The sequence below is a fragment of the Williamsia sp. R60 genome (assembly GCF_054063855.1).
Genome location: NZ_JBSSGR010000001.1, coordinates 1202965 through 1228943 on the forward strand (window position 1 = coordinate 1202965; position 25979 = coordinate 1228943).

Below are 25979 nucleotides of genomic sequence, written 5' to 3' on the forward strand. Positions count from 1 at the left end.
AGGCTCTCCGATGATGTGGGGTTCTGGCGGTGCCGACCTGGCGGTTTCGTCGCCAGAACCGCACATCATCGGGTTCAGTTGGCGGGGATGAACATCCCGTGGCCCTGGGCTTCCTCGGCCCTGATCACATGCATCACCGCATTGATCAACGCCAGGTGAGTGAAGGCCTGCGGGAAGTTGCCGAGCTGGCGGCCGGTGGTGGGTTCTATCTCTTCGGCGTAGAGCTTCAGCGGACTCGCGAACGACAACAGACGCTCGCACAAGGCTTTTGCCCGCGGCAGCTCACCGATCTCCACCAGGGCGGACACCAGCCAGAAGGAACAGATGGTGAACGAGCCCTCTTCGCCGGACAAGCCGTCGTCTGTCTCCTCCACCCGGTATCGGAGCACCAGACCGTTCTCGCTCAGTTCGTCGGCGATCGCGAGCACGGTGTTGCGCACGCGGGGGTCCTCGGCGGGCAGGAACCTCAGCAACGGCACGAGCAGAAGAGACGCGTCCAGGGCGTCGCTGCCGTAGCGCTGAGTGAAGATCCCGCGATCGTTGACCCCGAACTCGAGGATGTCGGCCTTGATCTCCTGAGCCTTCTCGGCCCACGTCTTGGCGTACGACGTCTCACCGTGGATGGCAGCCAGTTTGGCCCCCCGGTCGAGTGCGATCCAGCACATCACCTTCGACGAGGTGAAGTGCTGCGGTTCGCCACGCACCTCCCAGATCCCGCGGTCGGGGTGGCGCCAATGTTTGATGGCTTCTTCGACCTGTGCCTTCAGCACCGGCCACAATGTCTCCGAGACGGTTTCGGTGGTCTTGGTGTTCAGGTAGACGGAGTCGAGCATCGTGCCCCAGATGTCGTGCTGTGACTGGTTGTAGGCGCCGTTGCCGATCCGCACCGGGCGTGCCCCGTCGTAACCGGACAAGTGATTGAGCTCGGATTCCTCAAGAGTTCTCTCGCCGCCCACCCCGTACATGACCTGGAGGGGATGGTGCTCACCGTTCGTTGCGCCCGACACATCGGCGATGAACGAGAAGAAATCGCCGGCCTCGCGGTCCAAGCCCAAGGTGTACAGGCCCCACAGGGCGAATGTGGAGTCGCGAACCCACGCGTAGCGGTAGTCCCAATTGCGTTCGCCCTTGGGTGTTTCCGGCAACGAGGTGGTCGCAGCGGCCAAGAGTGCACCGGTGGGCGAGTAGGTGAGCCCTTTGAGGGTCAGTGCGCTGCGCTGCAGATGATTTCGCCACGGGTGATCGGGGAAGCTGCCGACGTTGATCCACTGCCGCCAGGATTCGGAGGTCTCCCACATCATCTGGGCCGCATCTTCCCAGGTCTGCGGGGCGGGCGGACTACCCCAGCTCAGGGCGACGAAGATCTCGCTTCCCTCGGTCATCCGGGTGCGGGCCCGGGCCTCACGACCTTCGAGGCCGATCTTGAGATTGGTGGTGAGTTTGAGTGCCGGGAAGTCGCCGGTCACCCCGGTCGCGGTGGCGATCGCCTCTCCGTACGCCGGTCCGGAGTACTCCCACTTCGTGCCACCCTTGTGGTAGTCGAATGCCGGCTCGCAGCTCATCGCCAATTCGACGGTGCCGTTCACGCACCGCACGGTCCGCAGCAAGATGTGTTCGGCGTCCCAGTCGGTAGGTGTCCGCTTGTGGGTGCGGGAGCGGGCATCGTTGTCGTGCCACGGTCCCATCACCAGTGCGTCGCGCACGATCAACCAACCGGTATCCGTCTGCCAGGTGGTCTCCACCATCAGACTTCCCGGAAGGTACCGTCGGTCGACGGGGACGTTCACCCCGTAAGGGGCCAGTTTGAAATGTCCGGCACTACGGTCGAGCACCGCACCGAACACACTGGGGGAGTCCGGCCGCGGAACGCACATCCACTCCACAGATCCGTTCCGGGCGATCAGGCAATTGGTTTCGCAATCGGACAAGAAGGCGTAGTCACCGATGGGTGGGAACGCAGATTGCACCACTGGAGCGGACTGATGGGGGGCCGCGCCGCTGAGGGCGGAATGGCTCACATGCAGGCGGGGGACCGCTGTGTTGCCGGTGAGGTCAGAGATGCTGCTGCCCTCGGTTGGGGTTGTCATCGCTCTATCATGCGGTTGCGCGATGCCCCATGCCACCGATGCAGCGATACTCGTAGGGGCGAGCCGCACAGCGTCCGACTCCACCAAACACAGTCCCGGCCGATTTTGAATCACGGTGAACAAAAGTCGTCGGGCTAGGCTGATGTGGTGGATGCGATGACAACGTGGTGGGACGGCGTCGAGGAGTGGCTGACGTCGTTGTCGTTCGTCCCCCAGATTCTTGTCTGCGCCGCGGTGGTCGTACCGCTGGCCATCGGCCTGTCCTATCTGATGAATCTGCTGGTAGACACCTCATTTCGGGTTGTCGACCGGCGCGAGTCCACCGAATCCGATTCCGGAGAACACTGATGCCTCGCTCGAAGGTCACGATGGCCCTGATCGGTTTGATCCTGTTGGTAGTGGTGGCCTGGCTGTTGCTCGGCTGACCAGGGGCTCATCCGACCCTCTTTGGTGCGTTTGCCGACCAATTCATCCTGCTAGTCTTCGGCCTATGTCTGCAGCCGTCGGTTACCGCGTACGCCACACCCTGGCGTTGTTCGCGGTCGATTATCGCTGCGTTTTCGACGCGCTCTGTCGCTGAACACGATTTCCAGGGCATTGCCCTGCGCTGATTCGACTCGAACACATCCGACCTGAAACAAGGGGACACAACCGTGCTTTTCCGTCTCTCCCGCCGAACGAGTACGCGAAGGCGCGCTCGGAGATCGTCGGCCGGGATCCTCACCATGCTGACCGTGTCCGCGCTGGTGCTCTCGGCCTGCGGCGGCGGTTCCACCGACGAGCCCGGCGGCCAGGACATCTCCAGCGGTTCACGGCACCTCAACCTCTTCGCGTACGCAGTGCCGAAGATCGGCTATGACGCGATCATCCCGGCCTTCCGCGACACCGAGGAGGGCAAGGGCATCGGCTTCTCGCAGTCGTACGGCGCGTCCGGAGACCAGTCACGTAAGGTCGCCCGCCGCGTCCCGGCCGATGTCGTCAACTTCTCCGTCGCACCCGACATCACCCGCTTGGTGAAAGAAGGGGTGGTGGACAAGGACTGGGCCGAGCAGTACCCCAACGGCAGTACCCCGTTCGGGTCCGTGGTCGCGCTCGTGGTCCGCGAGGGAAATCCGAAGAACATCCGTACCTGGGACGACCTCTTGAAGCCCGGTGTCCAGGTTGTCACCCCGAACCCCGGTAGTTCGGGATCGGCCAAATGGAACCTGCTGGCGCCATTCGCCGCCAAGAGCAACGGTGGGCTGAACGAGCAAGCCGGGCTGGACTACGTGGCCGAACTCGTCCGCGACCACACCCGGGTACAGCCCAAGTCCGGCCGTGAGGCGACCACCGCATTCGAGCAGGGTCAAGGCGATGTGCTGATCAGCTACGAGAACGAGGCGATCTTCCTCAAGAACCAGAACCCCACCGCCAAGCCGGGGCAGCGCGTCGACTACGTCATTCCACCCGAGACGTTCAAGATCGAGAACCCGGTCGCAGTGGTGAACTTCAGCAAGGAGAAGGAGGCGGCCAACGCCTTCGTCAGCTATCTGTTCACCCCACCGGCGCAACGGCTCTGGGCGCAGCAGGGTTTCCGTCCCGTCGACCCGACGGTCATCGAGGAGACCAAGGATCTGTTCCCCGGTGTGATCACCAAACTGTGGACGATCAGCGAATTGGGCAAGGTCCTCGGCGAGGGCACTGCCGCGAAGAACAAAGGTAAAGACCTCAAAGGCTGGCCGGCAGTGGACAAAGCGCTGTTCGGCACCTCCGGGGCAATCACCGAGATCTACGACGCCGGAGGCAAGGTATGACCGCCACAGTGACGCCGTTGAAGCCACCCGCTTCATCAGGTCCACCCAAGCGAGGATGGGGCAGCGTCGGGCCGCTCAGCATCGGTATCGCCGGTCTGTGGTTGAGCATCATCGTGCTCCTGCCGCTCGCCGCGATCACCAGTGAGGCGTTCGACGACGGTTGGAGTGGATTCTGGGCCGCCGTCAGCGACGACGGCGCGGTCGACGCCCTGAAGGTGACGGTCCTCGTCTCACTGGTCGTGGCACTGATCAACGTGGTGATGGGCACCATCGTGGCCTGGGTCCTGGTCCGGGACGAGTTCCCGGGCAAGCGAATCGTCAACTCGCTCATCGATCTGCCGTTCGCGCTCCCCACCATCGTCGCCAGCCTCGTACTGCTCTCCCTGTACGGACCGAGCAGTCCGATCGACATCGAACTCAACGCGACCCGCCCGGCACTGGTGATCGCGCTGACCTTCGTCACGTTGCCGTTTGTCGTCCGTCAGGTGCAGCCCGTGCTGATCGAGATCGACAAAGAGGTCGAAGAAGCAGCCGCGTCTCTGGGCGCAGGCAACTGGACCATCTGGTGGCGGATCATCTTCCCGTCACTGGCTCCGGCGGTGCTCTCGGGTGCAGGTCTGGCCTTCACCCGCGCCATCGGCGAGTTCGGATCGGTTGTGCTGATCGGCGGCAACATCCCCGGCGACACCCAGGTGGCGTCGCAATACATCCAGCAGCAACTCGAGATCGACTCACCAGTTGATGCCGCCGCGGTATCGGTGGCCCTGCTGCTGATCGCCTTTGTCGTGCTGCTCGTCCTGCGAGTACTCGGTCGCTGGACCTCGCGCCGTGAGGAGGCGAACTGATGAAGATCTCCAGATTCCCGCAACTCACCCTGCGTGTGATCGCACTGCTGTATCTCTTTGTGCTGCTGGTGGTACCGGTGGCACTCATCTTCTATCGGTCGTTCGAGCACGGCATCGGCCAGTTCTGGGACTGGATCACCACGCCCGCAGCGATCTCCGCTCTGCAGCTGAGTCTGCTGATCGTTCTCATCGTAGTCCCGTTGAACGTGGTCTTCGGTGTGTTCACCGCAATGGCTCTGGTACGTGGACGTTTCCGCGGTCGAGGCGTCGTCGAGGCAATCGTCGACCTGCCGTTCGCCGTCTCTCCGATCGTGGTCGGTGTCGCCCTGATCCTGTTGTGGGGGTACGGAGGCTGGTTCGGCGGAGTCGAGAGCCTCGGCTTCCGGGTGATCTTCGGGCTGCCCGGCATGGTGCTCGCAACCATCTTCGTCACACTGCCCTTCGTGGTCCGTGAGGTGGAACCGGTGCTGCGCGAGATCGGAACCGAGCAGGAGGAGGCTGCTGCGACGCTGGGGGCCAACGGCTGGCAGACCTTCTGGCGGATCACGTTGCCCGCCATCCGATGGGGACTCTCCTACGGCGTGGTCCTGACCATCGCACGCTCGCTCGGCGAATACGGCGCGGTGATCATCGTGTCGTCGAATCTGCCTGGCATCTCTCAGACCCTCACGCTGCTGGTGTCGTCGCGGTACACCGACGACTACAACGAATACGGCGCCTACGCGGCGGCGACGTTGCTGATGATCATCGCCATCATCGTGCTGCTGCTGATGACACTCGTGCAGCGGCGTACCGGAACCAATCAAATCGAGCGCCGACAGGCGAGCAACGAGTCCGACGCTGCCGCAGACCCGGCCGAGACAGCCCCGAAAACGCAGGAGAGTGAACTGGTATGACGATCTCGGTTATCGACGCGAACAAGCGTTACGGCGACTTCGCCGCCCTCGACAACGTGTCCATCGACATCCCGGTCGGCTCGCTGACCGCACTGCTCGGACCGTCGGGATCGGGCAAGTCGACGCTTCTGCGCGCCATTGCAGGACTGGATCAGCTCGACTCGGGGACCGTGCTCATCAACGGTGACGATGTCACGCGGATCTCCCCACAGCGTCGCGACATCGGGTTCGTGTTCCAGCACTACGCGGCCTTCAAGCACATGACGGTGCGGGACAACGTGGCGTTCGGGCTCAAGATCCGTAAGCGGCCCAAGAACGAGATCAAGGCGAAGGTCGACGAGTTGCTCGAGGTGGTGGGCCTGGCAGGTTTCCAGACCCGTTATCCCGCACAGCTGTCCGGCGGACAGCGACAGCGCATGGCGCTGGCGCGAGCGTTGGCCGTGGACCCCAAGGTGTTGTTGCTTGACGAGCCGTTCGGCGCACTCGACGCGAAGGTCCGAGAGGATCTGCGGGCATGGCTGCGCAGGCTTCACGACGAGGTCCAGGTGACCACCGTGCTGGTCACCCACGATCAGCAGGAGGCGCTTGACGTCGCCGACCGTATCGCAGTGCTGAACAAGGGTCGCATCGAGCAGATCGGCTCACCGGCCGACCTCTATGACCGGCCGGACAACAAGTTCGTGATGTCGTTCCTCGGCTCGGTGGCAAAGCTGAACGGGGTACTCGTCCGGCCACACGACATCCGCGTCGGCCGAACCCCCGACCTCGCACTGGCGTCCGCAGACAAGAACGCGGCGGAGACCGGAGTACTCAAGGCGCGGGTCAAACGCGTGGTATACCTCGGATTCGAGGTGCGTGTCGAACTCGAGAACGCTGCCACGAACGAGGATTTCCACGCCCAGATCACCCGTGGTGATGCCGCGGCGCTGGGCCTGAGGGATGGCGACGACGTGTACGTCAGGGCTACTCGGGTGCCCGATGCCGCGCTCGCCTAGCTGCGCGCCTGACCCTTTGACGTGAAGACGACCCAGCCGGCCGGTTGGGTCGTTTTCACGTGTGTACGCCCCCGGGCGAGAGTCAGGTGCTCACCAGGAACTCACCGATGAGCTCGGCGGTGCGCTGGGGCTGATCGAGCATGATCAAGACGTAGGCGTCGTCGACCTCGGCGAGGGTGCCCTTGGGGAACAGGTCGGCGAGCTGTTGCCCGTGCTCGCGCCGCATCACGTTGGTCTCCGGCGCCCAGATGATCAGCACAGGCCCCGCGAAGTCGCGCAGTTTCTCGGTTGCAGCGATCAGAGCTGCCTTGTCGAATCTCGTTCGGCAGTAGGCCAGTACGTCTCGGCGGACGTCGGCTGATGCCACCCCGGGATCGGTCCATTGCGCGATGATGTCGTCCGGAATGCGTTTTTTTGCCATCAGCCCGAGGACCATCGGAGTCCGGCGTAAGAAGCGGTTGCGAAACTGGTGCAGCGCGAACAGGATTCCGCCCGGTACCGAGACCGCGACCTTCACCACCTTGCCGGGGAACCCCGGTGGGAAGTTGTCGTACGCTTCGGCCGGGCAGACCACCAGGCGGGTGATCCGTTCACCGGACGTGAGCTCGGGCAAGAACAACGGGCCGCCCCAGTCGCTCAGGATCAGCGTCACCTGCTGCAAGTTCAGTGCCGCCAAGAACTCGGACAGGATGCCGACCATTCCGGGCATCGTCAGGTCGGCATCGGGGTCCATCGGGATGCGATGGCCGCCCAATGGCAGCACAGGCAACAGGTAGCGGAAGCCGTCAGGCAGGAGTGGCAGCACCAGATCCCACTGGTGGTCGTTCATCAGCAATCCGTGGGTGAGCACCACTGGAGGGCCTTCCGGATCTCCCACCTCGCGGTACTCGATGGTTCCTGCGCTCAGCTGCACTGTCTGCATGGTGACCTCCGCGGTACTAGAGCAATCGTTCTAGAACGATTGCTCTAGTATGGGACGCGGAGGTGCTGATGGCAAGAGGAACGCGCGAAACGATCCTGACCACGGCGGTCGAACTGATGCGGGTGCACGGGTACGCAGCGCTGAGCATGAAGCAGATCGTCGCCGGCTCCGGCGCGCCGATAGGGTCCATCTACCATCACTTTCCCGAGGGCAAGACGCAGATCGCCCGTGAGGCACTGGTGAACGCGGGCGTCGCCTACGCCGCGATCATCCCAGCGGTCTTCGCTGACCAGACCGACCTCGGAGACGGCATCAGAGCGGCGTTCGCCCTGGCTGCCGAGGACATCGAGCAGACCGGTTTTGCGAACATGTGTCCGGTGTCCACCGTTGCCGGTGAGGTCGCAAATGCCGACGAATCGCTCCGGTTGGCCGCAGCATCGGTGTTCGGTGACTGGATCACGCTGGGAACGGCGTACTTCGAGAGTCGAGGCGTCCATCCGGACACGGCGAGGGAGGTCATCATCGCCATCATCTGCGCGTTGGAGGGGGCCTTTGTGATGACCCGGACCCTGCGCGACACCGCGCCACTACTCGCGGCCGGGGCGGCCTTGGCAGGTACTTACCAAGGGGTGCCGCTGACCGAGAAAGCGGCGACCAAGCGTTCTATCTGAACGCAGAGAACGGAGCCGGGGTGGCCATGGTCGCGTCGCGGAAGCGGTCGCACACGACGTCGATCAGGTCAGGATGAGCCCCGATCGGGCCGGCTATCAAAGACCCCGGGGCAAGATGGTCTACGGCCGCGTCGACGCGTTCGGTCAGCAATCCTGCGGACAAGAAATACGGGCTGACAACAACACGTCGTGCACCGCCGCGACGCAGACTCCGTAGAGCCTGATGCAGATTGCTGTGATCCCGGCCCAGTCGGGTCGCGAAGACCGTCTGCACCAACGGTGTCCGGAGCCGGACGGCGAGTTCTGCGGCGCGGGCCCGAACGGCCTCGTCGGCAGTGGGATCGCTGGATCCGACCGCGGTCAACACGACGCCGTCGGTGGCGCGGATGCCTGCCTGGTCCAGCCGGCCGATCAGCGCGCTGACGATCCGGGGATCATCTCCGAGTGGCGGCAACTGCCGGACCTCGATGTCGGGGTTGGCGGCGCAGGCGTCGGAGACGATCGCCGGAAGATCGACCTTGCTGTGAAAAGCGTTGGACAGCAGCAGGGGAGCGACCATCACCCGGCCAGTGCAGCCCGTGAGGACGTCGGCGACGCTCGGGGAATTGAGGTCGAGGTAGCCGAGGCGCACATCGACCCCGGGGAGCCGGGTGCGGACACCGTGGGTGATCCGTTCCATGGTGGCCGCGAACCGGGGGTCGCGGCTGCCATGGGCGGCGAGCACAAGTGTTGTCACACAAGTTCTTTCAGGTGCAGCTGCGACAGGGCGTCGCCCACCAGTCCGGCGCCGAGGGTGTTGCCGCCCTGCGGGTCGATCAACAGGAAACTGCCGGTCTCGCGGTTGGTGTTGTAGTCATCGGCGCTGATCGGCTGTGCGGTCTGCACGGAGATCCGGCCGATCTGGTTCAGTTCCAGCGATTCGGGCTGATCGCGCAGTACCAGTTCCTGCTCGTCGAACAGCACCTCGAGTTCGCCGACGATGGCCTGGGTGGTGCGGGCGCCGTGCTTGAGCAGCAGTCGAGCACCGGGGCGCAGAGCCTTGTCGCCGAGCCAGCAGACCGTGGCACTGAACTGCGAAATGGGTTCTGGCGCATCGGCGACTGCGGCGATCACGTCACCACGGGATACGTCGACGTCGTCCGCGAGGAGCACGGTCACGCTGCGACCGGTGTGTGCGGACTGCAGTGAACCGTCCGCGGTGTCGATGCGTTCGACGGTGGTGCGCGTGCCCGAAGGCAGGACAACCACCTCGTCGCCGACGGTGACCCGTCCGGCGGCGACCTGTCCGGCGTATCCCCGGTAGTCGGGGTACTCAGGTGTGCGGGGTCGGATCACGTACTGCACAGGGAAGCGGAAACCGACCGGCTTGCGGTCGTCTTCGACGGGCACGGACTCGAGGTGCTCGATCAGTGTCGGTCCGTCGTAGAAGGGCGTGTTGTCCGAACGCACGGCGACGTTGTCGCCGTGTAGCGCCGACACCGGGATCGAAACGACCCGATCGGCACTCCAACCGAGCGAGGTCGTCATGTCGGTGAACTGGGTCCGGATCTCGCCGAACACCTTTTCCGGGTCGTCGACCAGGTCGATCTTGTTGACTGCCAACACAAGTCGGGGCACACCCAGCAAGGCCATCACCGCAGCATGCCGACGGGTCTGCGAGATGACACCCTTGCGGGCATCAACGAGCAGGATGACCAGGCCGGCAGTGGACGCGCCGGACACCGTGTTGCGGGTGTACTGCACATGCCCTGGCGTGTCGGCCAGCACAAACGAACGCGTCGGTGTGGCGAAGTAGCGGTAGGCGACATCGATGGTGATGCCCTGTTCGCGCTCGGCGCGCAGACCGTCGACGAGCAGCGACAGGTCCGGTTGATCGAGGCCCTTGTCGACCGAGGCGCGGGTGACCGCGTCGATCTGGTCGGCCAGCACGGACTTGGTGTCGTACAGCAACCGGCCGACGAGCGTCGACTTGCCGTCGTCCACACTGCCGGCAGTGGCCAGACGCAGCAGATCAGGTGAAGCACTCATCAGAAATATCCCTCGCGCTTACGGTCTTCCATCGCGGCCTCCGAGACCCGGTCGTCGCCGCGGGTGGCACCGCGTTCGGTCAGGCGCGATGCCGCGACCTCGGCCAGGACGGCCTCGTTGTCGGAGGCGTCGGACAACACGGCCCCGGTGGTCGATCCGTCGCCCACTGTCCGGTACCGGACAGAGAGCTTCTGGATCTGCTCACCGTCGGCGGGTCCGCCCCAGGGTCCGGGCGTCATCCACATGCCGTCGCGTGAGTAGACCTCGCGCTCGTGCGCGTAGTAGATCGAGGGGAGGAGCACCTGCTCGCGGGCGATGTACCGCCACACGTCCAGTTCGGTCCAGTTCGACAACGGGAACACGCGAACGTGCTCGCCGGGTGCGTGCTTGCCGTTGTAGAGGTTCCACAGTTCGGGCCGCTGGCGCTTGGGATCCCACTGCCCGAAGGCGTTGCGGAGCGAGAAGATCCGCTCCTTGGCGCGCGAACGCTCCTCGTCCCGGCGGGCGCCACCGAACACGGCGTCGAACCGGTTCTCGGTGATCGCGTCGAGAAGGGGAACGGTCTGCAGCGGATTCCGGATGCCGTCGGGGCGTTCGGTCAGCCTGCCATCGGCAAGGTAGTCCTCGACCTTGGCGACGTGCAGGCGCAGGCTGTGCCGCTCCACCACGTCGTCACGGAACTGCAGCACCTCGGGCAGGTTGTGCCCCGTGTCGACGTGCAGCAGTGAAAACGGCAGTGGCGCAGGCCAGAACGCCTTGAGTGCGACGTGCAGCAGCACCGTCGAGTCCTTGCCTCCGGAGAACAGGATCACCGGGCGTTCGAACTCGCCTGCCACCTCCCGGAAGATGTGGATCGCCTCGGACTCGAGGGCGTCGAGAGTGCTGAACTCATCCGCGGTCTCGATGGGCAGTACGTCGGTGTTCTGGTCGATTGTCATGACGCGTGCAACCCGCATTCTGTCTTGGCCAGTCCGGCCCATCGGCCACTTCGGGGATCGGCGCCGTTGATCGGCTTGGTGGTGCAGGGAGCGCATCCGATCGACGGATATCCCTCGTCCACAAGGGGATTGACCAGTACGCCCTTGCGGTCGATGTAGTCCTGGAACTCGTCGTCGGTCCAGGCGGCGATCGGATTGATCTTCACCAACCCGAACGCCTCGTCGAAGGAGATCAGAGGCGCGTTGGCGCGGGTGGGGGACTCCACTCGGCGAATGCCGGTGACCCAGGCCCGGTATCCCGACAGCTCACGTTTGAGCGGCACCACCTTGCGCAACCGGCAGCACTCGCCGGGATTCGAGGCGAACAGGTTTCGTCCCACGACCGCATCCTGCTGGGCGACGCTCTGCTCGGCTTTGGCGTTCACGATCTCGACGCCGTAGACCTGTTCGACGGCGTCGCGGGTGCCGAGGGTCTCGGCGAAGTGATAGCCGGTGTCGAGAAACAGCACCTTGAGTTTGCTGCCGTTCAACTGCTCGGGGGTGACGGCAGAGGCCGCAACGTCCACGAGCACCGCATCCTGCATGTTGGACGCGACGATGAAATCGGTGCCGAAAGTGTCTGCGGTCCAGCGCATCAGGTCGTGTGCTGAGGCGTCCGGGCCCAGCAGTGCTGCACCTTCCGCCGCCAGATCGCGCAACTCCGTCTCACTGCGAACTGCGGTACTCATCGCAAATCCTCCTCGTCGGCGCGAACCGCCCACTGGGCGAAACGCTCACCGTCACTGCGTTGCTTCACGAAATTGCGGACCACGCGGTCCATGTAGTCACCGATCTCTCCGGAGAGCACCTTGTGCTGACGGAGTTTGCGGCCGAATGCCGAATCCTGACCGAGGCTGCCGCCGAGGTGAACCTGGAAGCCTTCCACGGTGTTGCCATCGGCGTCCTCGACCAGCATGCCCTTGAATCCGATGTCGGCGATCTGTGCGCGGGCGCACGAGTTGGGGCAGCCGTTGATGTTCACCGTGATCGGGACGTCGAGCTGGTCGTTGATGTCGGCGAGCCGCGACTCCAACTCGGGCACCAGCACCTGCGACCGTTTACGCGTCTCGGTGAACGACAACTTGCAGAACTCGATGCCCGAACATGCCATCAGGTTGCGCCGCCAGGGCGACGGCCTGGCGATCAGCCCGAGAGGCGCGAGTTCGGAGATGAGCTGCTCGACCTTGTCGTCGGCGACGTCGAGAACAACCAGCTTCTGGTACGGGGTGAAGCGGATGCGGTCGGAGCCGACCCGGGCTGCGGCATCGGCGACAGCGGTGAGCTTGGAGCCCGACACACGTCCGGCGATGGCCGCGAACCCGACGGAGTTGAGGCCGTTCTTCAGCTTCTGCACACCCACGTGGTCGCGCGGTGCGGTGAGCGGGGCAGGCGCCGGTCCGTCGATCAGCTTGCGGCCCAGGTATTCGTCCTCGAGCACCTGGCGGAACTTCTCGATGCCCCAGTCCTTGAGCAGGTACTTCAGCCGGGCCTTGGTGCGCAGACGCCGGTAGCCGTAGTCGCGGAACAGCGAGACCACGCCTTCCCAGACATCCGGGACGTCGTCGAGTGCGACCCACGCACCGACCCGCTGCGCCAGCATCGGGTTGGTGGAGAGCCCGCCGCCGACCCACAGGTCGAGTCCGGGCCCGTGCTCGGGATGGTTGACGCCGATGAAGGCGACGTCGTTGATCTCGTGGGCTACGTCCTGCAGGCCGGAGATCGCCGTCTTGAACTTGCGGGGGAGGTTCGAGTACTTCGGGTCGCCGATGTACCGGCGGACGATCTCGTCGATCGCGGGTGTGGGGTCGAGGATCTCGTCCACGGCCTCACCGGCGAGCGGGGAACCTAGCACCACGCGGGGGCAATCCCCGCACGCCTCGGTGGTCTTGAGGCCGACGGCCTCGAGTCGTTGCCAGATCTCGGGGACGTTCTCGATCTCGATCCAGTGGTACTGGACGTTCTCACGATCGGAGAGATCTGCTGTATCGCGAGCGAATTCGGTGGAGATCTGACCGATCGTGCGCAATTGCTCGGCAGTCAGTGCGCCGGCGTCGCAGCGGACCCGCATCATGAAATGGCGGGCCTCGAGGAGGTCGATGTTGTCGTCACCGGTCCAGGTGCCGTCATAACCTTCGGCGCGCTGGGTGTAGAGACCCCACCAACGCAACCGGCCTCGCAGATCCTGTTTGTCGATCGAATCGAAGCCCTGCTTGGAATAGATGTTCTCGACGCGGGCGCGGACGTTGAGCGGATTGTCGTCCTTCTTGGCCTGCTCGTTGGGGTTGAGCGGCTCCCGGTATCCGAGTTTCCATTGGCCCTCGGCGCGGCGCTTCGTCGGACGTGCCCGCCGCGCCGGTTTGCCGGGGGCGTCTGCGGTCGACGTCATTGATTCTCCTGTCTGGCGGACTCCGGGCAGCATGGGTGATTCAGGGCTCGAGGCACCCGGGAGTCCTGCAAAGGCTTGGTACAAGGGAAGAGCGTGGCGCGGGCTTGTCACCATCTGCGGTCCGGGCTGTGGACCGTGGGTTGTGCCGCTTGTCAGTTAAGACAGAAAGCGCTGCATACGCGCTTGAGATCGATGTGCCGTCGCATCGCGAGCCACACCCCTTGAGAAGTCACGTCGCCCATAGTGCCACGGCCTTCCTCGATGCGTCTACTTGGGATTACTTTGGCTCACTCTGAGCCGAAGTCCGTCGGCGCGGTCGACGCCGACGTATTCAGGTGTCAACACCGGTCGAGTCGTGGTCATTCCTCCCCGCCAGATTCTTTCTTCTTTGTCCTGCTCCACTGGACGGCCGCGACGATGACCTTGATGCCCACGCCGACGACGATGAGGTTGAGGACCATCTGAACCGTCACGATCGCGCGGGTCAGATCGACGGCCGCGGTGATGTCCCCGAAGCCCACGGTCGCGAACACCGAGAGGGTGAAGTAGAGCGAGCTCATCCGGGACAGCGGCTCGCTGAACTGCGCAGGGTCACTCGCCGACAGCATGAAGTATCCGAGTGCGAAGCCCAGCAGGTAGAGCGGGGCGATGATCGCGAGAGCTTCGATCGCCTGGACCGCGGGCGCTGGAGCCCGCAGGATCCGCCCGATCTGCCAGACGGCTGTCAGGGCCGCGACCACCAGGAACGCCGCCACCAGGATCACCGCCCCATAGCCGTCGAGCACCGTCCACGGCACCGCGAAGTACGCCGCCAGATAGACCACGACCGTGCCGACCGACCGCACCATCGCCCAGACGATCAGGCTCTTCGGCAGTTGGATGAAGTCGCCCGACCCACCGGGTCCCGTCATGGATTCGCCCCTCACCAGTTGCGCTGATTCTGATGTTTGCCGCCGGTACTGGGATGATCGAACCACGATGCCGAACACCTTCATCCCGAAGTCGCGATCCGAGACCCCTCTCGGGCTCTACATCCATGTCCCGTTCTGCGCGACGCGGTGCGGCTACTGCGACTTCAACACCTACACACCCGGCGAGCTGGGCAGCAGCTCATCACCGGAGCAGTGGCTCTCCGCACTCGACGGTGAACTGTCGATGGCGGCGACGCACCTCGATCCGTCGAGGCCCGTGTCGACGATCTTCGTCGGCGGTGGGACCCCATCCCTGCTGGGCGCGGAGGGTTTGGGGCGCGTCATGGCATCGGTGCGGACTCACTTCGACATCGCGCCGGGGGCCGAGATCACCACCGAATCGAATCCCGAATCGACGTCGCCCGAATTCTTCGAGGGCATCCTCGCGGCCGGGTTCACCCGCGTGTCACTGGGCATGCAATCGGCCGCGGGTCACGTTCTCGCAGTGCTGGACCGCACGCACACCCCCGGCCGGGCCGTCACCGCCGCGCGTGAGGCCAGGGCCGCCGGGCTCGGGCATGTGAACCTCGATCTGATCTACGGCACCCCCGGAGAGCGCGACGAGGATCTCGCCTCGTCCCTCGATGCGGTTCTCGATGCCGGGGTCGACCACGTGTCGGCATACGCGCTGATCGTCGAAGATGGCACCGCCCTGGCCCGCCGGGTACGTCGGGGAGAGCTGCCTGCTCCCGATGACGACGTGCTCGCGAGCCGGTACGAGATGATCGACGAGCGCCTCTCGGCCGCGGGACTTCGGTGGTACGAGGTGTCGAACTGGGCGCGAACCTCGGTGCCCGACGCGTTCTGTCGGCACAATCTCGGCTACTGGGACAGCGCCGACTGGTGGGGTGCCGGGCCCGGGGCGCACTCGCACGTCGCGGGGGTCCGCTGGTGGAACCACAAACACCCGGCCAGGTATGCCGCCGCGGTGGCCGCCGCGGAACTACCGGTTGCCGGCCACGAACAGCTGACTCCGGACGATCAGCACACTGAACGGGTGATGCTGTCGATCCGCCGTTCGGTCGGGCTCGCGTGGTCCGAACTCCGTCCCGACGAGCAACAGCGGGCCGCGCGAACGATCTCCGACGGGCTCACCGAACGGGTCGGATCGTCCCTGGTTCTGACCAACCGTGGACGTCTGCTGGCTGATGGCGTGGTCCGTGACCTGTTGGCGGGCTGACACTCTCGACACCGGTACTCGGTTCGCGGGTGAGTTCGGACACGTTGTCCAGGTCGAGTAGTCGTGCATGGATGACGTGCCGGTTGCGCAACGCCGACCGGACTGCGCGATGCAGACCGTCCTCGAGATAGATGTCGCCCTGCCAGCGCACGGCGTGTGCGAACAGGTCTCCGTAGAAGGTCGAGTCCTCCGAGAGCAGCTTGTCCAGCGCGAGCACCGTGGTGACGGTGATGAGCTGATCGAGCCGCAACTGGCGCGGGGGGATCTTGGCCCAATCGCGAATGGACAACTGATGGTCCGGGTACGGCTTCCCGTCGCGGACGCCCTTGAAAATCACCGGTTCACCGTATCGGTTCTCCGTCGCCGTAGACTTGATGAATGCTGTGAAGTGCCCATTGTCCAAAGCCGAGGGCTGGAGGTGAACTGCTCATGTCGAGCACCGATGAACGTCGTTTCGAAGTACTTCGCGCCATCGTCACCGACTATGTCGCGACGCAGGAGCCGATCGGCTCCAAGGCACTGGTCGATCGCCACCACCTCGGTGTGTCCAGCGCCACCGTCCGCAACGACATGGCCGTCCTGGAGGCCGAGGGGTACATCACCCAGCCGCACACCAGCTCCGGCCGCGTTCCGACGGACAAGGGATACCGCCTGTTCGTCGACCGCATCAGCGAGGTGAAGCCGCTGTCACCGGTGGAGCGGCGCACGATCCTCAGCTTCCTCGATTCCGGCGTCGACCTCGACGACGTACTCCGGCGGTCGGTGCAGTTGCTGGCGCAACTCACGCGGCAGGTCGCGGTGATCCAGTACCCGGTGCTCTCGTCGTCCTCGGTCCGTCACCTCGAGGTGGTCGCACTGACCCCGGCGCGGTTGCTGCTGGTGGTGATCACCGACACCGGCCGTGTCGAACAGCGCATCGTCGACCTCGGCTCCGACCTGAACGACGAAGACATCAGCCGGCTGCGCGACATGTTCGGTGCCGCGCTGAACGGTCAGCGGCTCGAGGTCGCCTCCCACGCGGTCGCGGAGCTGGCCAACAAGGCGCCCGAAGACCTGCGTCAGCCGTTCATCAGGGTCGCGACCGTCCTGGTGGAGACACTGGTCGAGCGATCGGCCGATCGGCTGCTGATGGGTGGCACCTCCAATCTGACCCGGGCCGCCGCCGATTTCGCGCCGATGGCCGGCGCCATGGGATCGGTCCTCGAAGCGCTCGAAGAGCAGGTGGTGGTCCTCAAACTGCTGGCCGCCACACAGAACACCGGCACCGTCACGGTGCAGATCGGCGAGGAGACCCGAGAAGAGAACCTGCGTGGCACCGCCGTGGTTTCCACCGGGTACGGTGCCTCGGGCACTGTGTTCGGTGGTCTCGGCGTGCTCGGACCGACCCGGATGGACTATCCGGGAACGATCGCGTCCGTCGCCGCCGTTGCCAGATACGTCGGCGAGGTACTCGCCGATCGATGACGTGCAACGCCGCACACTGACCTGAACAACCCATCCGGACGCGCCTGCTCGGTGCTCCCGGAGATGAATCAAAGAACGGAAAATGCATCGCCGTGGCACGTGACTACTACGGGATCCTTGGTGTGGACAGAGGCGCCAGCGACCAGGAAATCAAACGCGCGTACCGCAAGTTGGCGCGCGAATTGCACCCCGACGTCAACCCCGATGAGTCGGCCCAGAACCGCTTCCAGGACGTGACCGCCGCCTACGAGGTGCTGACCGACCCCGAGAAGCGGCGAATCGTGGATGCCGGCGGTGACCCGCTCGAATCGGCAGGCGCCGGTGGCTTCGGGGGCTTCGGCAATGGCGGGTTCACCGGTGGCCTCGGCGACGTCTTCGAGGCGTTCTTCGGTGGCGCGGGAGGCGGCGGCGGACGGGGTCCGCGTGGTCGCGTCCAAGCAGGTTCCGATGCGCTGCTGCGGATGCGACTCGACCTCGACGAGTGCGCGGCGGGTGTCAGCAAAGAGGTGACGGTCGACACGGCAATTCTCTGCGACGTGTGCACCGGGTCGGGCACAAACGGAAACAGCAAGCCCGTCGTGTGTGAAACCTGCCGTGGCGCAGGCGAAGTGCAGTCGGTGCAACGCTCGTTCCTCGGCCAGGTGATGACGTCGCGGCCATGCCCCACCTGTGGGGGCGCCGGTGAGACCATTCCCGATCCGTGTCACAAATGCGGTGGTGACGGACGAGTGCGCTCGCGCCGCACCCTCACGGTCAAGATCCCCGCTGGTGTCGCCGATGGCATGCGGGTTCGTCTCGTCGGCCAGGGCGAGGTGGGGCCCGGTGGCGGTCCTGCCGGCGACCTCTACGTGGAGGTTCAGGAGAAGCAACACAGCGTGTTCGTCCGCGACGGCGACGATCTGCACTGCACCGTTCGCGTCCCGATGGTCGACGCCGCCCTCGGTGGCGAGATCGACATCGACACGATCCTGGGCGGCTCCACCCGCGTGGTCATCGAACCCGGAACGCAGCCGGGCCAGATCGCCAAGATCCGTGGTCAGGGAATGCCGCACCTGCACACCGGGGTGCGCGGCACCCTGCATGTGCACCTCGACGTGGTGGTGCCGACGCGTCTCGATTCGCAACAGACCAAGCGTCTCAAGGAGTTCCGGAAGCTGACACTCGAGGACCAGATCGAACTGGTGCACGCCGGGTCGTCGAACACCGGGGGACTGTTCTCGCGGCTGCGTAACGCCTTCGCCGGGCGCTGACGCAGGGCCGTGCCGAGAACGCCGTCATGAGTCCGCCGCTGTTCTGGGTCGGCACCGTGCCGCCTGCCGGGGAGATCGCCACCGTGGACGGCGACGAGGGTCGCCATGCCGTCACCGTCACCCGGGTTTCGCCGGGCGAACGCATCATCGTGGCCGACGGTATGGGGACCTCCGGGCTGGCCGAGGTGATCACGACCGAGGGCAAGGCGTCGCTTCAGGCGCGGGTACTCGATCACGTCGGCAGGTCCGCGCCGCGACCGCGGGTGACCGTGGTGCAGGCCCTGCCCAAATCTGAACGATCCGAGCTCGCTGTCGACCTCGCCACCGAGGCCGGCGCCGACGCGATCGTGCCGTGGCAGAGCGCGCGCTGCGTGGCGAAATGGGTTGGGCCCAAAGCGGACAAGGGTGTGGCGAAGTGGCGAGCGGCCGCTCGGTCGGCGGCCAAGCAGAGCCGGCGGGCCTTCATCCCGGAGGTGGAAGACCTGGCGGCGACGCGGGACGTCGTGGCACGCGCACAACAGGTCGTCGCTGCCGGCGGCATCGTCGCGGTCCTGCACGAGAGTGCCCGGACGAGCCTTGCCGCGCTGGACCTGTCGAGCGCTGCGGAGATCATGCTGATCGTGGGACCCGAAGGCGGACTGGACGATTCGGAAATCGATGCCCTCGTGTCGGTCGGTGCGGTCGCGGTCCTGCTCGGACCCGAGGTGCTGCGCACCTCCAGTGCCGCAGCGGTCGCGCTCGGTGCCATCGGCGCGCTGACCCCGCGTTGGGCGGTGGGCACGCCGTGGAGGTGAGGGTCAAAAGGGTGAAACTTGCCTACGGCGAGCGTAATTCGCAGTTCGGTCACGTCTATCTGCCGACATCGCCCGCCGAGAACGGTGTGCCGGTCATCGTCCTCGTGCACGGCGGCTACTGGAGCACCGAGTTCGGGCTCACCATCGAGACCGCCATCGCTCGCGATCTCGCCGCCCGCGGAGCTGTGGTCTGGAACATCGAGTACCGCCGCGTCGGGGAAGAAGGCGGCGGATGGCCACGCACGGGCAACGACGTCGTCGCCGCGATCTCCGCGCTCGACGGCCCGGTCCGATACGCCTTGCCCGAGCACATCGCGTCCGCGGCCGACTGGTCGCGGGTCACCGTCATCGGACACTCGGCGGGCGGCCAGCTCGGGGTGTGGGCCGTGGCCCAGCTGGGCGCCGTGACCAAGAGAGCAGCGATCTCGACGGTGATCGCGCAAGCAGCACCGCTCGATCTGCAGTCGGGTGGACGCGCCGGACGCCCGTCACTGCGTGCGCTGATGGGGGCTTCGATCAAGCAGGCGCCGCAGCTCTACCGCGACGCCTCGCCGGCGGAGCAGGCTCCCTTTCCCGCCCATGTCGTGGCGATCCACGGCGAACTCGATGAGTCCGTGCCGGTCGAGGTGAGTCGCGACTATGTGCACCGCGTGGTGCACTACGGCCAGTCGGCCGAACTGATCGTGGTCCCCGGTGAGGGTCATGACGTGTTCGTCAATCCGCGCAGCAGGGGTCATCGGGAGACGGTCCGGGTACTCGGTATCTGACGGCGCGAGGTCCGCCTTCGGCGAGCAGGCGAAATATTGACGTGAAACCGGGCGTTTCATCGACGTAGAATCAATCGAACCCAGCGGCAGAGCAGGAGAAAAGAACTTCGTGAGAGATGACAACAGCGCGACCCGAACCAGCGACGACGCGGACGGGACATCGGCGCGTACAACGGTGACAACAACCCTCGAAGTGTCACCGGATGTCATCTTCGGACTGCTGGGCGCTGGTGACAAGAATCTGAAGCAGCTCGAGTCCGATCTGACCGCCGACATCCATGTACGTGGCAATGCCGTGAAGTTGACCGGAGAACCCGCCGACGTGGCGATCGCCGAGCGCGTTCTCGCAGAACTGTCCTCGGTGGTGCGGCGCGGAACCCCGTTGACGCCGGACCTCGTCCGCCACAGCGTCGGCATGCTGACCGACGGGTCGGGGGCTTCGCCTGCGGAGGTGCTGAGTCTGGACATCATCTCCAGGCGCGGCAAGACCATCCGGCCCAAGACGCTCAACCAGAAGCACTACGTCGACGCCATCGACAAGAACACCATCGTCTTCGGGATGGGTCCGGCCGGTACCGGCAAGACCTACCTCGCGATGGCCAAGGCTGTGCAGTCGTTGCAGGCCAAAGAGGTGAGCCGGATCATCCTGACCCGTCCTGCGGTCGAGGCCGGCGAGCGTCTGGGGTTCCTGCCGGGCACCTTGCACGAGAAGATCGACCCGTATCTGCGGCCACTGCACGACGCCCTCCACGACATGATGGATCCCGAGGCGATCCCGAAACTGATGGAAGCCGGGGTCATCGAGGTGGCACCGCTGGCCTACATGCGTGGCCGCACCCTGAACGACGCGTTCATCATTCTCGACGAGGCGCAGAACACCACGGCCGAACAGATGAAGATGTTCCTCACCCGGCTCGGCTTCGGGTCGAAGATCGTGGTGACGGGCGACGTGACCCAGGTGGACCTGCCGGGCAACTCCGAGAGTGGGCTGCGTGCAGCAAGCCGCATCCTCGAGAACATCGACGACATCTTCTTCTCGCACCTCACCAGCGCCGACGTCGTACGCCATCGCCTGGTGTCCGACATCGTCGACGCCTATGGCCGAGATGAGGCAGCGGCAGACTTGCACGGCAATCGCGCACAGCGCCGTGCCGCAGCCGGCGGGCGTCACCGATGAACGCGGACTCACCCCGAACGACGGGCGGAGACCTGTGAGTATCGAGGTCTCCAACGAGTCCGGCATCGAGGTGCCCGAAGAAATGCTCATCGACGTCGCCACCTTCGCGCTCGGCCGCATGGATGTACATCCGGCGGCCGAGTTGTCGATGGTGCTGGTCGACAGCGAGACGATGGCAGAGCTGCACATGCGCTGGATGGACCTGCCCGGTCCCACCGACGTGATGAGCTTCCCGATGGACGAACTGAGTCCGGGCGGACGCCCCGACACCGCAGGACCAGGGCCTTCGATGCTCGGTGACATCGTGCTGTGTCCGGAGTTCGCGGCGGAGCAGGCCGCGACCGCCCGGCACTCCACCGACCACGAATTGTCCATCCTCACCGTGCACGGCGTGCTGCACCTCCTCGGCTTCGACCATGCCGAGCCCGACGAAGAGAAGGCGATGTTCGGTCTACAGGGCCAGATCATCGAAGACTGGTATGACGACCGGCGCGCTCGCGCCCGTGCCGCCCGGATGGCCCAGCGAGACGCGAAGCTGCTGCACAGCACCGGTTTCGACGACGACTCACCGACCCCCGAGGGAAGCTGATCACCAGTGCCCGCTGATATAGCCCCGCTGATCGCCGCTGTTGCGCTGGTATCGATCGGCGGCGTCTTCGCGGCCATCGACAACGCACTCGTGACGGTGTCGCCCGCGCGGGTCGAGGACCTGGTCAAAGACGGCCGTCCTGGCGCTCGCCGGCTCCGCGACGTGCTCACCGATCGGTCCAAGTACGTTGCTCTGACCGTGCTGCTGCGCATCGTCTGCGAAACTGCTGCAACGGTTTTCGCCGCCGGATACGCCGTCGAGGTGCTCGGTACCCCCTGGGGTGTCGTGGTGGCCATCGGCGTGATGGCAGTGGTCAGCTACGTGGTGATCGGAGTGGGCCCACGCACCCTCGGCAGCCAGAACGCCTACTCGTTCGCGGTGAACTCCGCGGCTGTCCTGCAGATCATCGGGGTGCTGCTCACCCCGCTGACCCGGCTGCTGATCGCTCTCGGTAACGCGATCACCCCCGGAAAGGGCTTTCGCAACGGACCGTTCGCCACCGAGGTCGAGTTGCGTGAGGTGGTCGACATGGCCGAGCTCACCGGTGTCGTGGCCGCGGGCGAACGACGCATGATCCAGTCGGTGTTCGACCTCGGCGACACCAGCGCACGCGAGGTGATGGTTCCCCGCGGTGAGATGGTGTGGATCGAGGCGACGAAGACCGCTGCCCAGGCCACGTCGCTGGCCGTACGGTCGGGACATTCCCGTCTGCCGGTGATCGGCGAGAACCCCGACGACGTTCTTGGGGTGGTGTACCTCAAAGACCTGGTGCAGCGCGGACTTCCACCGGCTCAGCCGACTGCGGTGGAAGTACGCGAACTGATGCGCGAAGCCGAGTTCATCCCCGATTCCAAGCCCCTGGACAAGGTGCTCGCCGACATGCAGCGCAGTCGCAATCACATGGCGCTGTTGGTCGACGAGTACGGCGGTATCGCCGGTCTGGTGACCATCGAGGATGTGCTCGAGGAGATCGTGGGCGAGATCAACGACGAGTACGACACCGACGAAACCCCGCCCATCGAGGCTCTCGACGACGGCACGGACGGATACCGGGTGTCGTCGCGACTGCCGGTCCAGGACCTCGCGGAGTTGTTCGACGTGGAGTTCGACGAAGACGACGTGGAGACCGTCGGTGGATTGTTCGGCCTTGTCCTCGGCCGGGTTCCGCTGCCCGGAGCCGTTGTGGAATTGCACGGACTCGAGTTGATCGCCGAGGGCGGGCCGAATCGGCAGGGGCGCGTACGGATCACGTCGGTTGTGGTCCACCGGGTTCCCGAGAAAGAACTCGAGAAGAAGAAGAAGCGGAAGAAGAAGCGCGACGTCCCCGAAGCCGAGAACGTCGACACGGCCGACCACCAGCCGGACACCGCAGAACGCACCACCCAGCTACACGAGGAGGCGTCATGAGCCGACCAGCGGCTTCCGGACTCGATGACGAGGACAGCAAACTGTTGACGTTGGCGCGGGGTGCGATGGCTCGATCCGGCGGCGACACCGGCGCGGCGGTACGGGACACCGATGGCAGGACGTATGCCGCCGGTCCCGTCGCTCTCACCTCGCTCCGGCTGTCTGCGCTGCAGGTGGCAGTGGCGATGGCAGTGGCCAGCGGCGCCGAGGGATTCGAGGCGGCGGTCATCGCGTCCGGTGCCGATGTGGGCGAGGATCCGGGTCTGGCACCGCTGACCGAGGTCAGCGCCAAGGCGTACGCGCTGGCAGTGGACTCTTCGGGCGATGTCCGGCATCTGGCGGTACCAGCGTGAGTGTTCCAGAGAGCGACTCCGACTTCCGGTCGGGTTTCGTCTGTTTTGTCGGCCGGCCGAACACCGGTAAATCGACGTTGACCAACGCGCTGGTGGGGGAGAAGATCGCGATCACCTCCAGCCGGCCGCAGACCACCCGGCACACCATCCGGGGCATCGTGAACCGCGAGGACACCCAGCTCATCCTGGTGGACACCCCAGGTTTGCACCGGCCCCGCACCCTCCTCGGTAAGCGACTGAACGACCTTGTGCGCGACACGTATTCGGAAGTCGACGCGATCGGATTCTGTGTCCCTGCCGACGAGAAGATCGGGCCCGGGGATCGCTGGATCGCTCAGCAGCTCAAAGAGATGGCCCCGAAGACGCCCGTGGTCGGCCTGGTCACAAAGATCGACAAGGTCAAACCCGACCGCGTCGCTCAGCAGCTGATGGCATTGTCCGAACTGCTCGGGCCCGACAGCGAGGTGGTGCCCATCTCCGCTGCCAAGGGCAAACAATTGGACGTGCTCGTCAACGTCCTACGCGGATTGATGGAGCCGGGCCCGGCGTACTACCCCGACGGCGAATTGACCGACGAACCCGAGACCACCTTGATGGCCGAGTTCATCCGCGAGGCCGCACTCGAGGGAATCCACGACGAGCTGCCCCATTCCCTCGCCGTGGTGATCGAGGAGATCATCGAACGGGAGGCTCCGGAAGGGCAGATCCCGATGGTCGACGTGCACGCGAATTTGTACGTGGAACGCGACAGCCAGAAGGGCATCATCATCGGGAAGAAGGGTGCTCGACTCAAAGAGGTCGGCACGGTGGCCCGCGTTCAGATCGAGAAAGTACTGGGTGCCAAGGTGTACTTGGACCTTCATGTGAAGGTGGCCAAGGACTGGCAGCGCGACCCAAAGCAGTTGGGACGACTCGGCTTCTGACGGGCGCGCGACAACGACGATCGAGGGAGCCCGATGGATCCGGACGTAGCGCGCAAAATCCGTTCACCGTGGCTCTGGCTCGTTCCCGTCGGCGCGGTGGTGGTGCTGATGTCGTTGCTGGCCGCGACGTACGTGGGTTCGGTGGCCGACCCGCAGAAACACCTCGAGAAGTTCCCGGTGCTCTTGGTGAACGAGGACGACGGGGGTCGGTTGCCCGCGCCGGGGGGCGGCGAGGGACCGGAGCAGAACTTCGGCGCGCAGATCGTGTCTGGGCTCGAGAAGGGCTCGGACACACAGAAATTCGATCTCGAGGTGGTCGACTCGGACACCGCGTTCCGCCGTCTGGACAACGCCGAGGCCTATGGGGCGATTGTCATCCCGCGGAACTTCACCTCGACATCGATCGAGTTCGCCGGATCGGCTGTGGGTTTCACCCAGGTCGATCGCCCGGTGATCCAGGTCTGGACCAATCCGGGTGCCGGCGCACTCGCGTCCTCGATAGTCACCGCCTACGCGGATACCGCTCTCACCGAGGCCAACACCACGTTCGGCAAGCAGTTGGCGGCCGGGGTCATCGATCAGGCCAAACAGGCCGGGTTGACCGTGACCGGAGCGTCCCTGCTCGGGTTGGCCGCTCCCATCGACATCCGGATCGACCCTGCTGATCCACTCCCGGGCAACGCCGGCAACGGACTGACGGCGTTCTACTTTGCGTTGCTGCTGGTGCTCGCCGGGTTCACGGGGTCGGTGATCGTGCAGACCCTCGTCGACGGCATGCTCGGCTTCGGTCCGATGGAGGTCGGACCCCTGTATCGACTGATGGCTCCGCTGAAGATCTCGCGGTGGGGGACCCTGGTGATCAAGTGGTGGATCATGTTCGTGATCGCTCTGGTTCTGGCGTCGGTATATCTGCTGGTGTGCCGAGTGGTCGGGATGGATCTCTCCAATGCCTTCGCCCTCTGGATGTTCGGGGTTCTGGTGATCACGGCGGTCGGGGTGACGTGCATGTCGGTGGCCGCGGCCCTCGGATCCTTTGGTCTGCTGGTGAACATGGTGGTGTTCGTGGTGCTGGGACTGCCGTCCTCGGGGGGCACCGTCCCGCTGGAGGCCACCCCCTCGGTGTTCCATTGGCTCGCGTGGTTCGAACCGATGCATCAGGTGTATCTGGGCACGCGAGCGATCCTGTACTTCGACGTCAACTTCTCTGCCGGGCTCGGTCGAGCGCTGGTGATGACCGGCGTGGGCCTGGTCATCGGGTTGGTACTGGGCGCCGTGGTGACCCAGTTGTACGACCGCAAGGGCTGGCTGCGTGCACCCGGGGGATTGGCTCCTCGCCACCTTGCGGAATCGTCGAAATCAGCCATCTGAATACGCGTGGTATCAAATACTGGCGATTAAATGACGTTTGATCCGTCGCTTAGTGGGGAATAACACGTTCAATCCGTGACGGCGGCGAGTGAGTCGGGGCATGCGCCGCAGCGGTAGGGACATCGGCTGATGCCGG

The 25979-nt window shown here is 65.0% G+C and carries 27 protein-coding genes; 18 read left to right on the top strand and 9 right to left on the bottom strand.

What is annotated here, in order from left to right; all coding sequences use genetic code 11:
• Window positions 1-74 precede the first annotated feature (74 nt).
• Window positions 75-2087: a glycoside hydrolase family 15 protein gene (locus ACVWY6_RS05360; protein ID WP_399511249.1), complete on the bottom strand. Its 2013-nt coding sequence runs from the start codon at window positions 2085-2087 to the stop codon at window positions 75-77.
• A gap of 147 nt (window positions 2088-2234) precedes the next feature.
• Between ACVWY6_RS05360 and ACVWY6_RS05365 the strand changes: the two genes are divergently transcribed.
• The 6 genes from ACVWY6_RS05365 (at window position 2235) to ACVWY6_RS05390 (ending at window position 6616) form a co-directional block, all read left to right on the top strand.
• Window positions 2235-2435 carry a hypothetical protein gene (locus ACVWY6_RS05365; protein ID WP_197037973.1) on the top strand — a complete coding sequence of 67 codons (201 nt, stop codon included), beginning with the start codon at window positions 2235-2237 and terminating at the stop codon, window positions 2433-2435.
• Window positions 2436-2577: 142 nt separating this feature from the next.
• Complete coding sequence (locus ACVWY6_RS05370) at window positions 2578-2667, top strand: Ms4533A family Cys-rich leader peptide (protein WP_317615613.1); 90 nt, start codon at window positions 2578-2580, stop codon at window positions 2665-2667.
• 145 nt (window positions 2668-2812) lie between these two features.
• Window positions 2813-3880, top strand: coding sequence for a sulfate ABC transporter substrate-binding protein (locus ACVWY6_RS05375; RefSeq protein WP_030171908.1), 1068 nt, complete (start codon window positions 2813-2815; stop codon window positions 3878-3880).
• Window positions 3877-4725 carry a sulfate ABC transporter permease subunit CysT gene (cysT, locus tag ACVWY6_RS05380; protein ID WP_023953996.1) on the top strand — a complete coding sequence of 283 codons (849 nt, stop codon included), beginning with the start codon at window positions 3877-3879 and terminating at the stop codon, window positions 4723-4725. Before ACVWY6_RS05375 ends, cysT begins: the two co-directional genes overlap by 4 nt.
• Entirely contained in the window at window positions 4725-5621 is an 897-nt protein-coding gene (gene cysW / locus ACVWY6_RS05385; RefSeq protein ID WP_023953994.1) for a sulfate ABC transporter permease subunit CysW, read from the top strand. The genes cysT and cysW overlap by 1 nt, the downstream gene beginning before the upstream one ends.
• Entirely contained in the window at window positions 5618-6616 is a 999-nt protein-coding gene (locus ACVWY6_RS05390; RefSeq protein ID WP_062799742.1) for a sulfate/molybdate ABC transporter ATP-binding protein, read from the top strand. The genes cysW and ACVWY6_RS05390 overlap by 4 nt, the downstream gene beginning before the upstream one ends.
• Before the next feature lie 82 nt (window positions 6617-6698).
• Here the strand turns inward: ACVWY6_RS05390 and ACVWY6_RS05395 are convergent, their stop codons facing one another.
• The gene (locus tag ACVWY6_RS05395) at window positions 6699-7538 is read right to left on the bottom strand and encodes an alpha/beta fold hydrolase (protein ID WP_457536537.1); all 840 of its coding nucleotides are present in this window, start codon (window positions 7536-7538) and stop codon (window positions 6699-6701) included.
• A gap of 68 nt (window positions 7539-7606) precedes the next feature.
• Here ACVWY6_RS05395 and ACVWY6_RS05400 point away from each other — a divergent pair, with 68 nt between their 5' ends.
• The gene (locus tag ACVWY6_RS05400) at window positions 7607-8209 is read left to right on the top strand and encodes a TetR/AcrR family transcriptional regulator (protein ID WP_457536539.1); all 603 of its coding nucleotides are present in this window, start codon (window positions 7607-7609) and stop codon (window positions 8207-8209) included.
• Here the strand turns inward: ACVWY6_RS05400 and ACVWY6_RS05405 are convergent.
• From ACVWY6_RS05405 to ACVWY6_RS05430, 6 genes are all read right to left on the bottom strand, one after another.
• The gene (locus ACVWY6_RS05405) at window positions 8202-8945 is read right to left on the bottom strand and encodes a sirohydrochlorin chelatase (RefSeq protein WP_457536541.1); all 744 of its coding nucleotides are present in this window, start codon (window positions 8943-8945) and stop codon (window positions 8202-8204) included. The genes ACVWY6_RS05400 and ACVWY6_RS05405 overlap by 8 nt on opposite strands.
• On the bottom strand, window positions 8942-10237 hold the full coding sequence (locus ACVWY6_RS05410) for a sulfate adenylyltransferase subunit 1 (protein ID WP_023953986.1): 1296 nt from the start codon (window positions 10235-10237) through the stop codon (window positions 8942-8944). Before ACVWY6_RS05410 ends, ACVWY6_RS05405 begins: the two co-directional genes overlap by 4 nt.
• The gene (cysD, locus tag ACVWY6_RS05415) at window positions 10237-11175 is read right to left on the bottom strand and encodes a sulfate adenylyltransferase subunit CysD (RefSeq protein ID WP_038252058.1); all 939 of its coding nucleotides are present in this window, start codon (window positions 11173-11175) and stop codon (window positions 10237-10239) included. The genes ACVWY6_RS05410 and cysD overlap by 1 nt, the downstream gene beginning before the upstream one ends.
• Window positions 11172-11903 (bottom strand): phosphoadenylyl-sulfate reductase, encoded by a 732-nt coding sequence (locus tag ACVWY6_RS05420; RefSeq protein WP_457536543.1) that lies wholly within the window; start codon window positions 11901-11903, stop codon window positions 11172-11174. The genes cysD and ACVWY6_RS05420 overlap by 4 nt, the downstream gene beginning before the upstream one ends.
• Window positions 11900-13600: a nitrite/sulfite reductase gene (locus tag ACVWY6_RS05425; RefSeq protein ID WP_116914856.1), complete on the bottom strand. Its 1701-nt coding sequence runs from the start codon at window positions 13598-13600 to the stop codon at window positions 11900-11902. Before ACVWY6_RS05425 ends, ACVWY6_RS05420 begins: the two co-directional genes overlap by 4 nt.
• A gap of 359 nt (window positions 13601-13959) precedes the next feature.
• Complete coding sequence (locus ACVWY6_RS05430) at window positions 13960-14511, bottom strand: ion channel (protein ID WP_457536546.1); 552 nt, start codon at window positions 14509-14511, stop codon at window positions 13960-13962.
• Between the two features lie 67 nt (window positions 14512-14578).
• Here ACVWY6_RS05430 and hemW point away from each other — a divergent pair, with 67 nt between their 5' ends.
• Window positions 14579-15751, top strand: coding sequence for a radical SAM family heme chaperone HemW (hemW, locus tag ACVWY6_RS05435; RefSeq protein ID WP_062799734.1), 1173 nt, complete (start codon window positions 14579-14581; stop codon window positions 15749-15751).
• Here the strand turns inward: hemW and ACVWY6_RS05440 are convergent.
• Window positions 15663-16088: a type II toxin-antitoxin system VapB family antitoxin gene (locus tag ACVWY6_RS05440; RefSeq protein ID WP_030171878.1), complete on the bottom strand. Its 426-nt coding sequence runs from the start codon at window positions 16086-16088 to the stop codon at window positions 15663-15665. The genes hemW and ACVWY6_RS05440 overlap by 89 nt on opposite strands.
• 92 nt (window positions 16089-16180) lie before the next feature.
• On the opposite strand from ACVWY6_RS05440, the gene hrcA reads away from it, so the two are divergent.
• The 10 genes from hrcA to ACVWY6_RS05490 all read left to right on the top strand — a co-directional run bounded on the left by hrcA (window position 16181) and on the right by ACVWY6_RS05490 (window position 25843).
• Entirely contained in the window at window positions 16181-17215 is a 1035-nt protein-coding gene (gene hrcA, locus ACVWY6_RS05445) for a heat-inducible transcriptional repressor HrcA (RefSeq protein ID WP_030171876.1), read from the top strand.
• A 92-nt stretch (window positions 17216-17307) separates the two neighbouring features.
• Complete coding sequence (gene dnaJ / locus ACVWY6_RS05450) at window positions 17308-18465, top strand: molecular chaperone DnaJ (protein ID WP_023953972.1); 1158 nt, start codon at window positions 17308-17310, stop codon at window positions 18463-18465.
• 26 nt (window positions 18466-18491) lie between these two features.
• Complete coding sequence (locus ACVWY6_RS05455; protein WP_457536548.1) at window positions 18492-19259, top strand: 16S rRNA (uracil(1498)-N(3))-methyltransferase; 768 nt, start codon at window positions 18492-18494, stop codon at window positions 19257-19259.
• Between the two features lie 11 nt (window positions 19260-19270).
• Window positions 19271-20026: an alpha/beta hydrolase family protein gene (locus ACVWY6_RS05460; RefSeq protein ID WP_457536550.1), complete on the top strand. Its 756-nt coding sequence runs from the start codon at window positions 19271-19273 to the stop codon at window positions 20024-20026.
• A 175-nt stretch (window positions 20027-20201) separates the two neighbouring features.
• The gene (locus ACVWY6_RS05465; RefSeq protein WP_457536911.1) at window positions 20202-21203 is read left to right on the top strand and encodes a PhoH family protein; all 1002 of its coding nucleotides are present in this window, start codon (window positions 20202-20204) and stop codon (window positions 21201-21203) included.
• A 34-nt stretch (window positions 21204-21237) separates the two neighbouring features.
• Window positions 21238-21792: an rRNA maturation RNase YbeY gene (ybeY, locus tag ACVWY6_RS05470; RefSeq protein ID WP_457536552.1), complete on the top strand. Its 555-nt coding sequence runs from the start codon at window positions 21238-21240 to the stop codon at window positions 21790-21792.
• A gap of 6 nt (window positions 21793-21798) precedes the next feature.
• The gene (locus ACVWY6_RS05475) at window positions 21799-23199 is read left to right on the top strand and encodes a hemolysin family protein (protein ID WP_457536554.1); all 1401 of its coding nucleotides are present in this window, start codon (window positions 21799-21801) and stop codon (window positions 23197-23199) included.
• Complete coding sequence (locus ACVWY6_RS05480) at window positions 23196-23552, top strand: cytidine deaminase (protein ID WP_457536556.1); 357 nt, start codon at window positions 23196-23198, stop codon at window positions 23550-23552. Before ACVWY6_RS05475 ends, ACVWY6_RS05480 begins: the two co-directional genes overlap by 4 nt.
• Entirely contained in the window at window positions 23549-24475 is a 927-nt protein-coding gene (gene era / locus ACVWY6_RS05485) for a GTPase Era (protein WP_030171836.1), read from the top strand. Before ACVWY6_RS05480 ends, era begins: the two co-directional genes overlap by 4 nt.
• Before the next feature lie 33 nt (window positions 24476-24508).
• Window positions 24509-25843 (top strand): YhgE/Pip domain-containing protein, encoded by a 1335-nt coding sequence (locus tag ACVWY6_RS05490; RefSeq protein WP_457536558.1) that lies wholly within the window; start codon window positions 24509-24511, stop codon window positions 25841-25843.
• Window positions 25844-25979 lie beyond the last annotated feature (136 nt).

Bases quoted from the DNA above. Each gene is read 5' to 3' on its own strand.
- ACVWY6_RS05360 (WP_399511249.1), bottom strand. From the start codon at position 2,087: ATGACAACCCCAACCGAGGGCAGCAGCATCTCTGACCTCACCGGCAAC.
- ACVWY6_RS05370 (WP_317615613.1), top strand. From the start codon at position 2,578: ATGTCTGCAGCCGTCGGTTACCGCGTACGCCACACCCTGGCGTTGTTC.
- ACVWY6_RS05375 (WP_030171908.1), top strand. From the start codon at position 2,813: ATGCTGACCGTGTCCGCGCTGGTGCTCTCGGCCTGCGGCGGCGGTTCC.
- cysT (WP_023953996.1), top strand. From the start codon at position 3,877: ATGACCGCCACAGTGACGCCGTTGAAGCCACCCGCTTCATCAGGTCCA.
- cysW (WP_023953994.1), top strand. From the start codon at position 4,725: ATGAAGATCTCCAGATTCCCGCAACTCACCCTGCGTGTGATCGCACTG.
- ACVWY6_RS05390 (WP_062799742.1), top strand. From the start codon at position 5,618: ATGACGATCTCGGTTATCGACGCGAACAAGCGTTACGGCGACTTCGCC.
- ACVWY6_RS05395 (WP_457536537.1), bottom strand. From the start codon at position 7,538: ATGCAGACAGTGCAGCTGAGCGCAGGAACCATCGAGTACCGCGAGGTG.
- ACVWY6_RS05400 (WP_457536539.1), top strand. From the start codon at position 7,607: ATGGCAAGAGGAACGCGCGAAACGATCCTGACCACGGCGGTCGAACTG.
- ACVWY6_RS05410 (WP_023953986.1), bottom strand. From the start codon at position 10,237: ATGAGTGCTTCACCTGATCTGCTGCGTCTGGCCACTGCCGGCAGTGTG.
- cysD (WP_038252058.1), bottom strand. From the start codon at position 11,175: ATGACAATCGACCAGAACACCGACGTACTGCCCATCGAGACCGCGGAT.
- ACVWY6_RS05420 (WP_457536543.1), bottom strand. From the start codon at position 11,903: ATGAGTACCGCAGTTCGCAGTGAGACGGAGTTGCGCGATCTGGCGGCG.
- ACVWY6_RS05425 (WP_116914856.1), bottom strand. From the start codon at position 13,600: ATGACGTCGACCGCAGACGCCCCCGGCAAACCGGCGCGGCGGGCACGT.
- ACVWY6_RS05430 (WP_457536546.1), bottom strand. From the start codon at position 14,511: ATGACGGGACCCGGTGGGTCGGGCGACTTCATCCAACTGCCGAAGAGC.
- hemW (WP_062799734.1), top strand. From the start codon at position 14,579: ATGCCGAACACCTTCATCCCGAAGTCGCGATCCGAGACCCCTCTCGGG.
- hrcA (WP_030171876.1), top strand. From the start codon at position 16,181: ATGTCGAGCACCGATGAACGTCGTTTCGAAGTACTTCGCGCCATCGTC.
- ACVWY6_RS05455 (WP_457536548.1), top strand. From the start codon at position 18,492: ATGAGTCCGCCGCTGTTCTGGGTCGGCACCGTGCCGCCTGCCGGGGAG.
- ACVWY6_RS05480 (WP_457536556.1), top strand. From the start codon at position 23,196: ATGAGCCGACCAGCGGCTTCCGGACTCGATGACGAGGACAGCAAACTG.
- ACVWY6_RS05490 (WP_457536558.1), top strand. From the start codon at position 24,509: ATGGATCCGGACGTAGCGCGCAAAATCCGTTCACCGTGGCTCTGGCTC.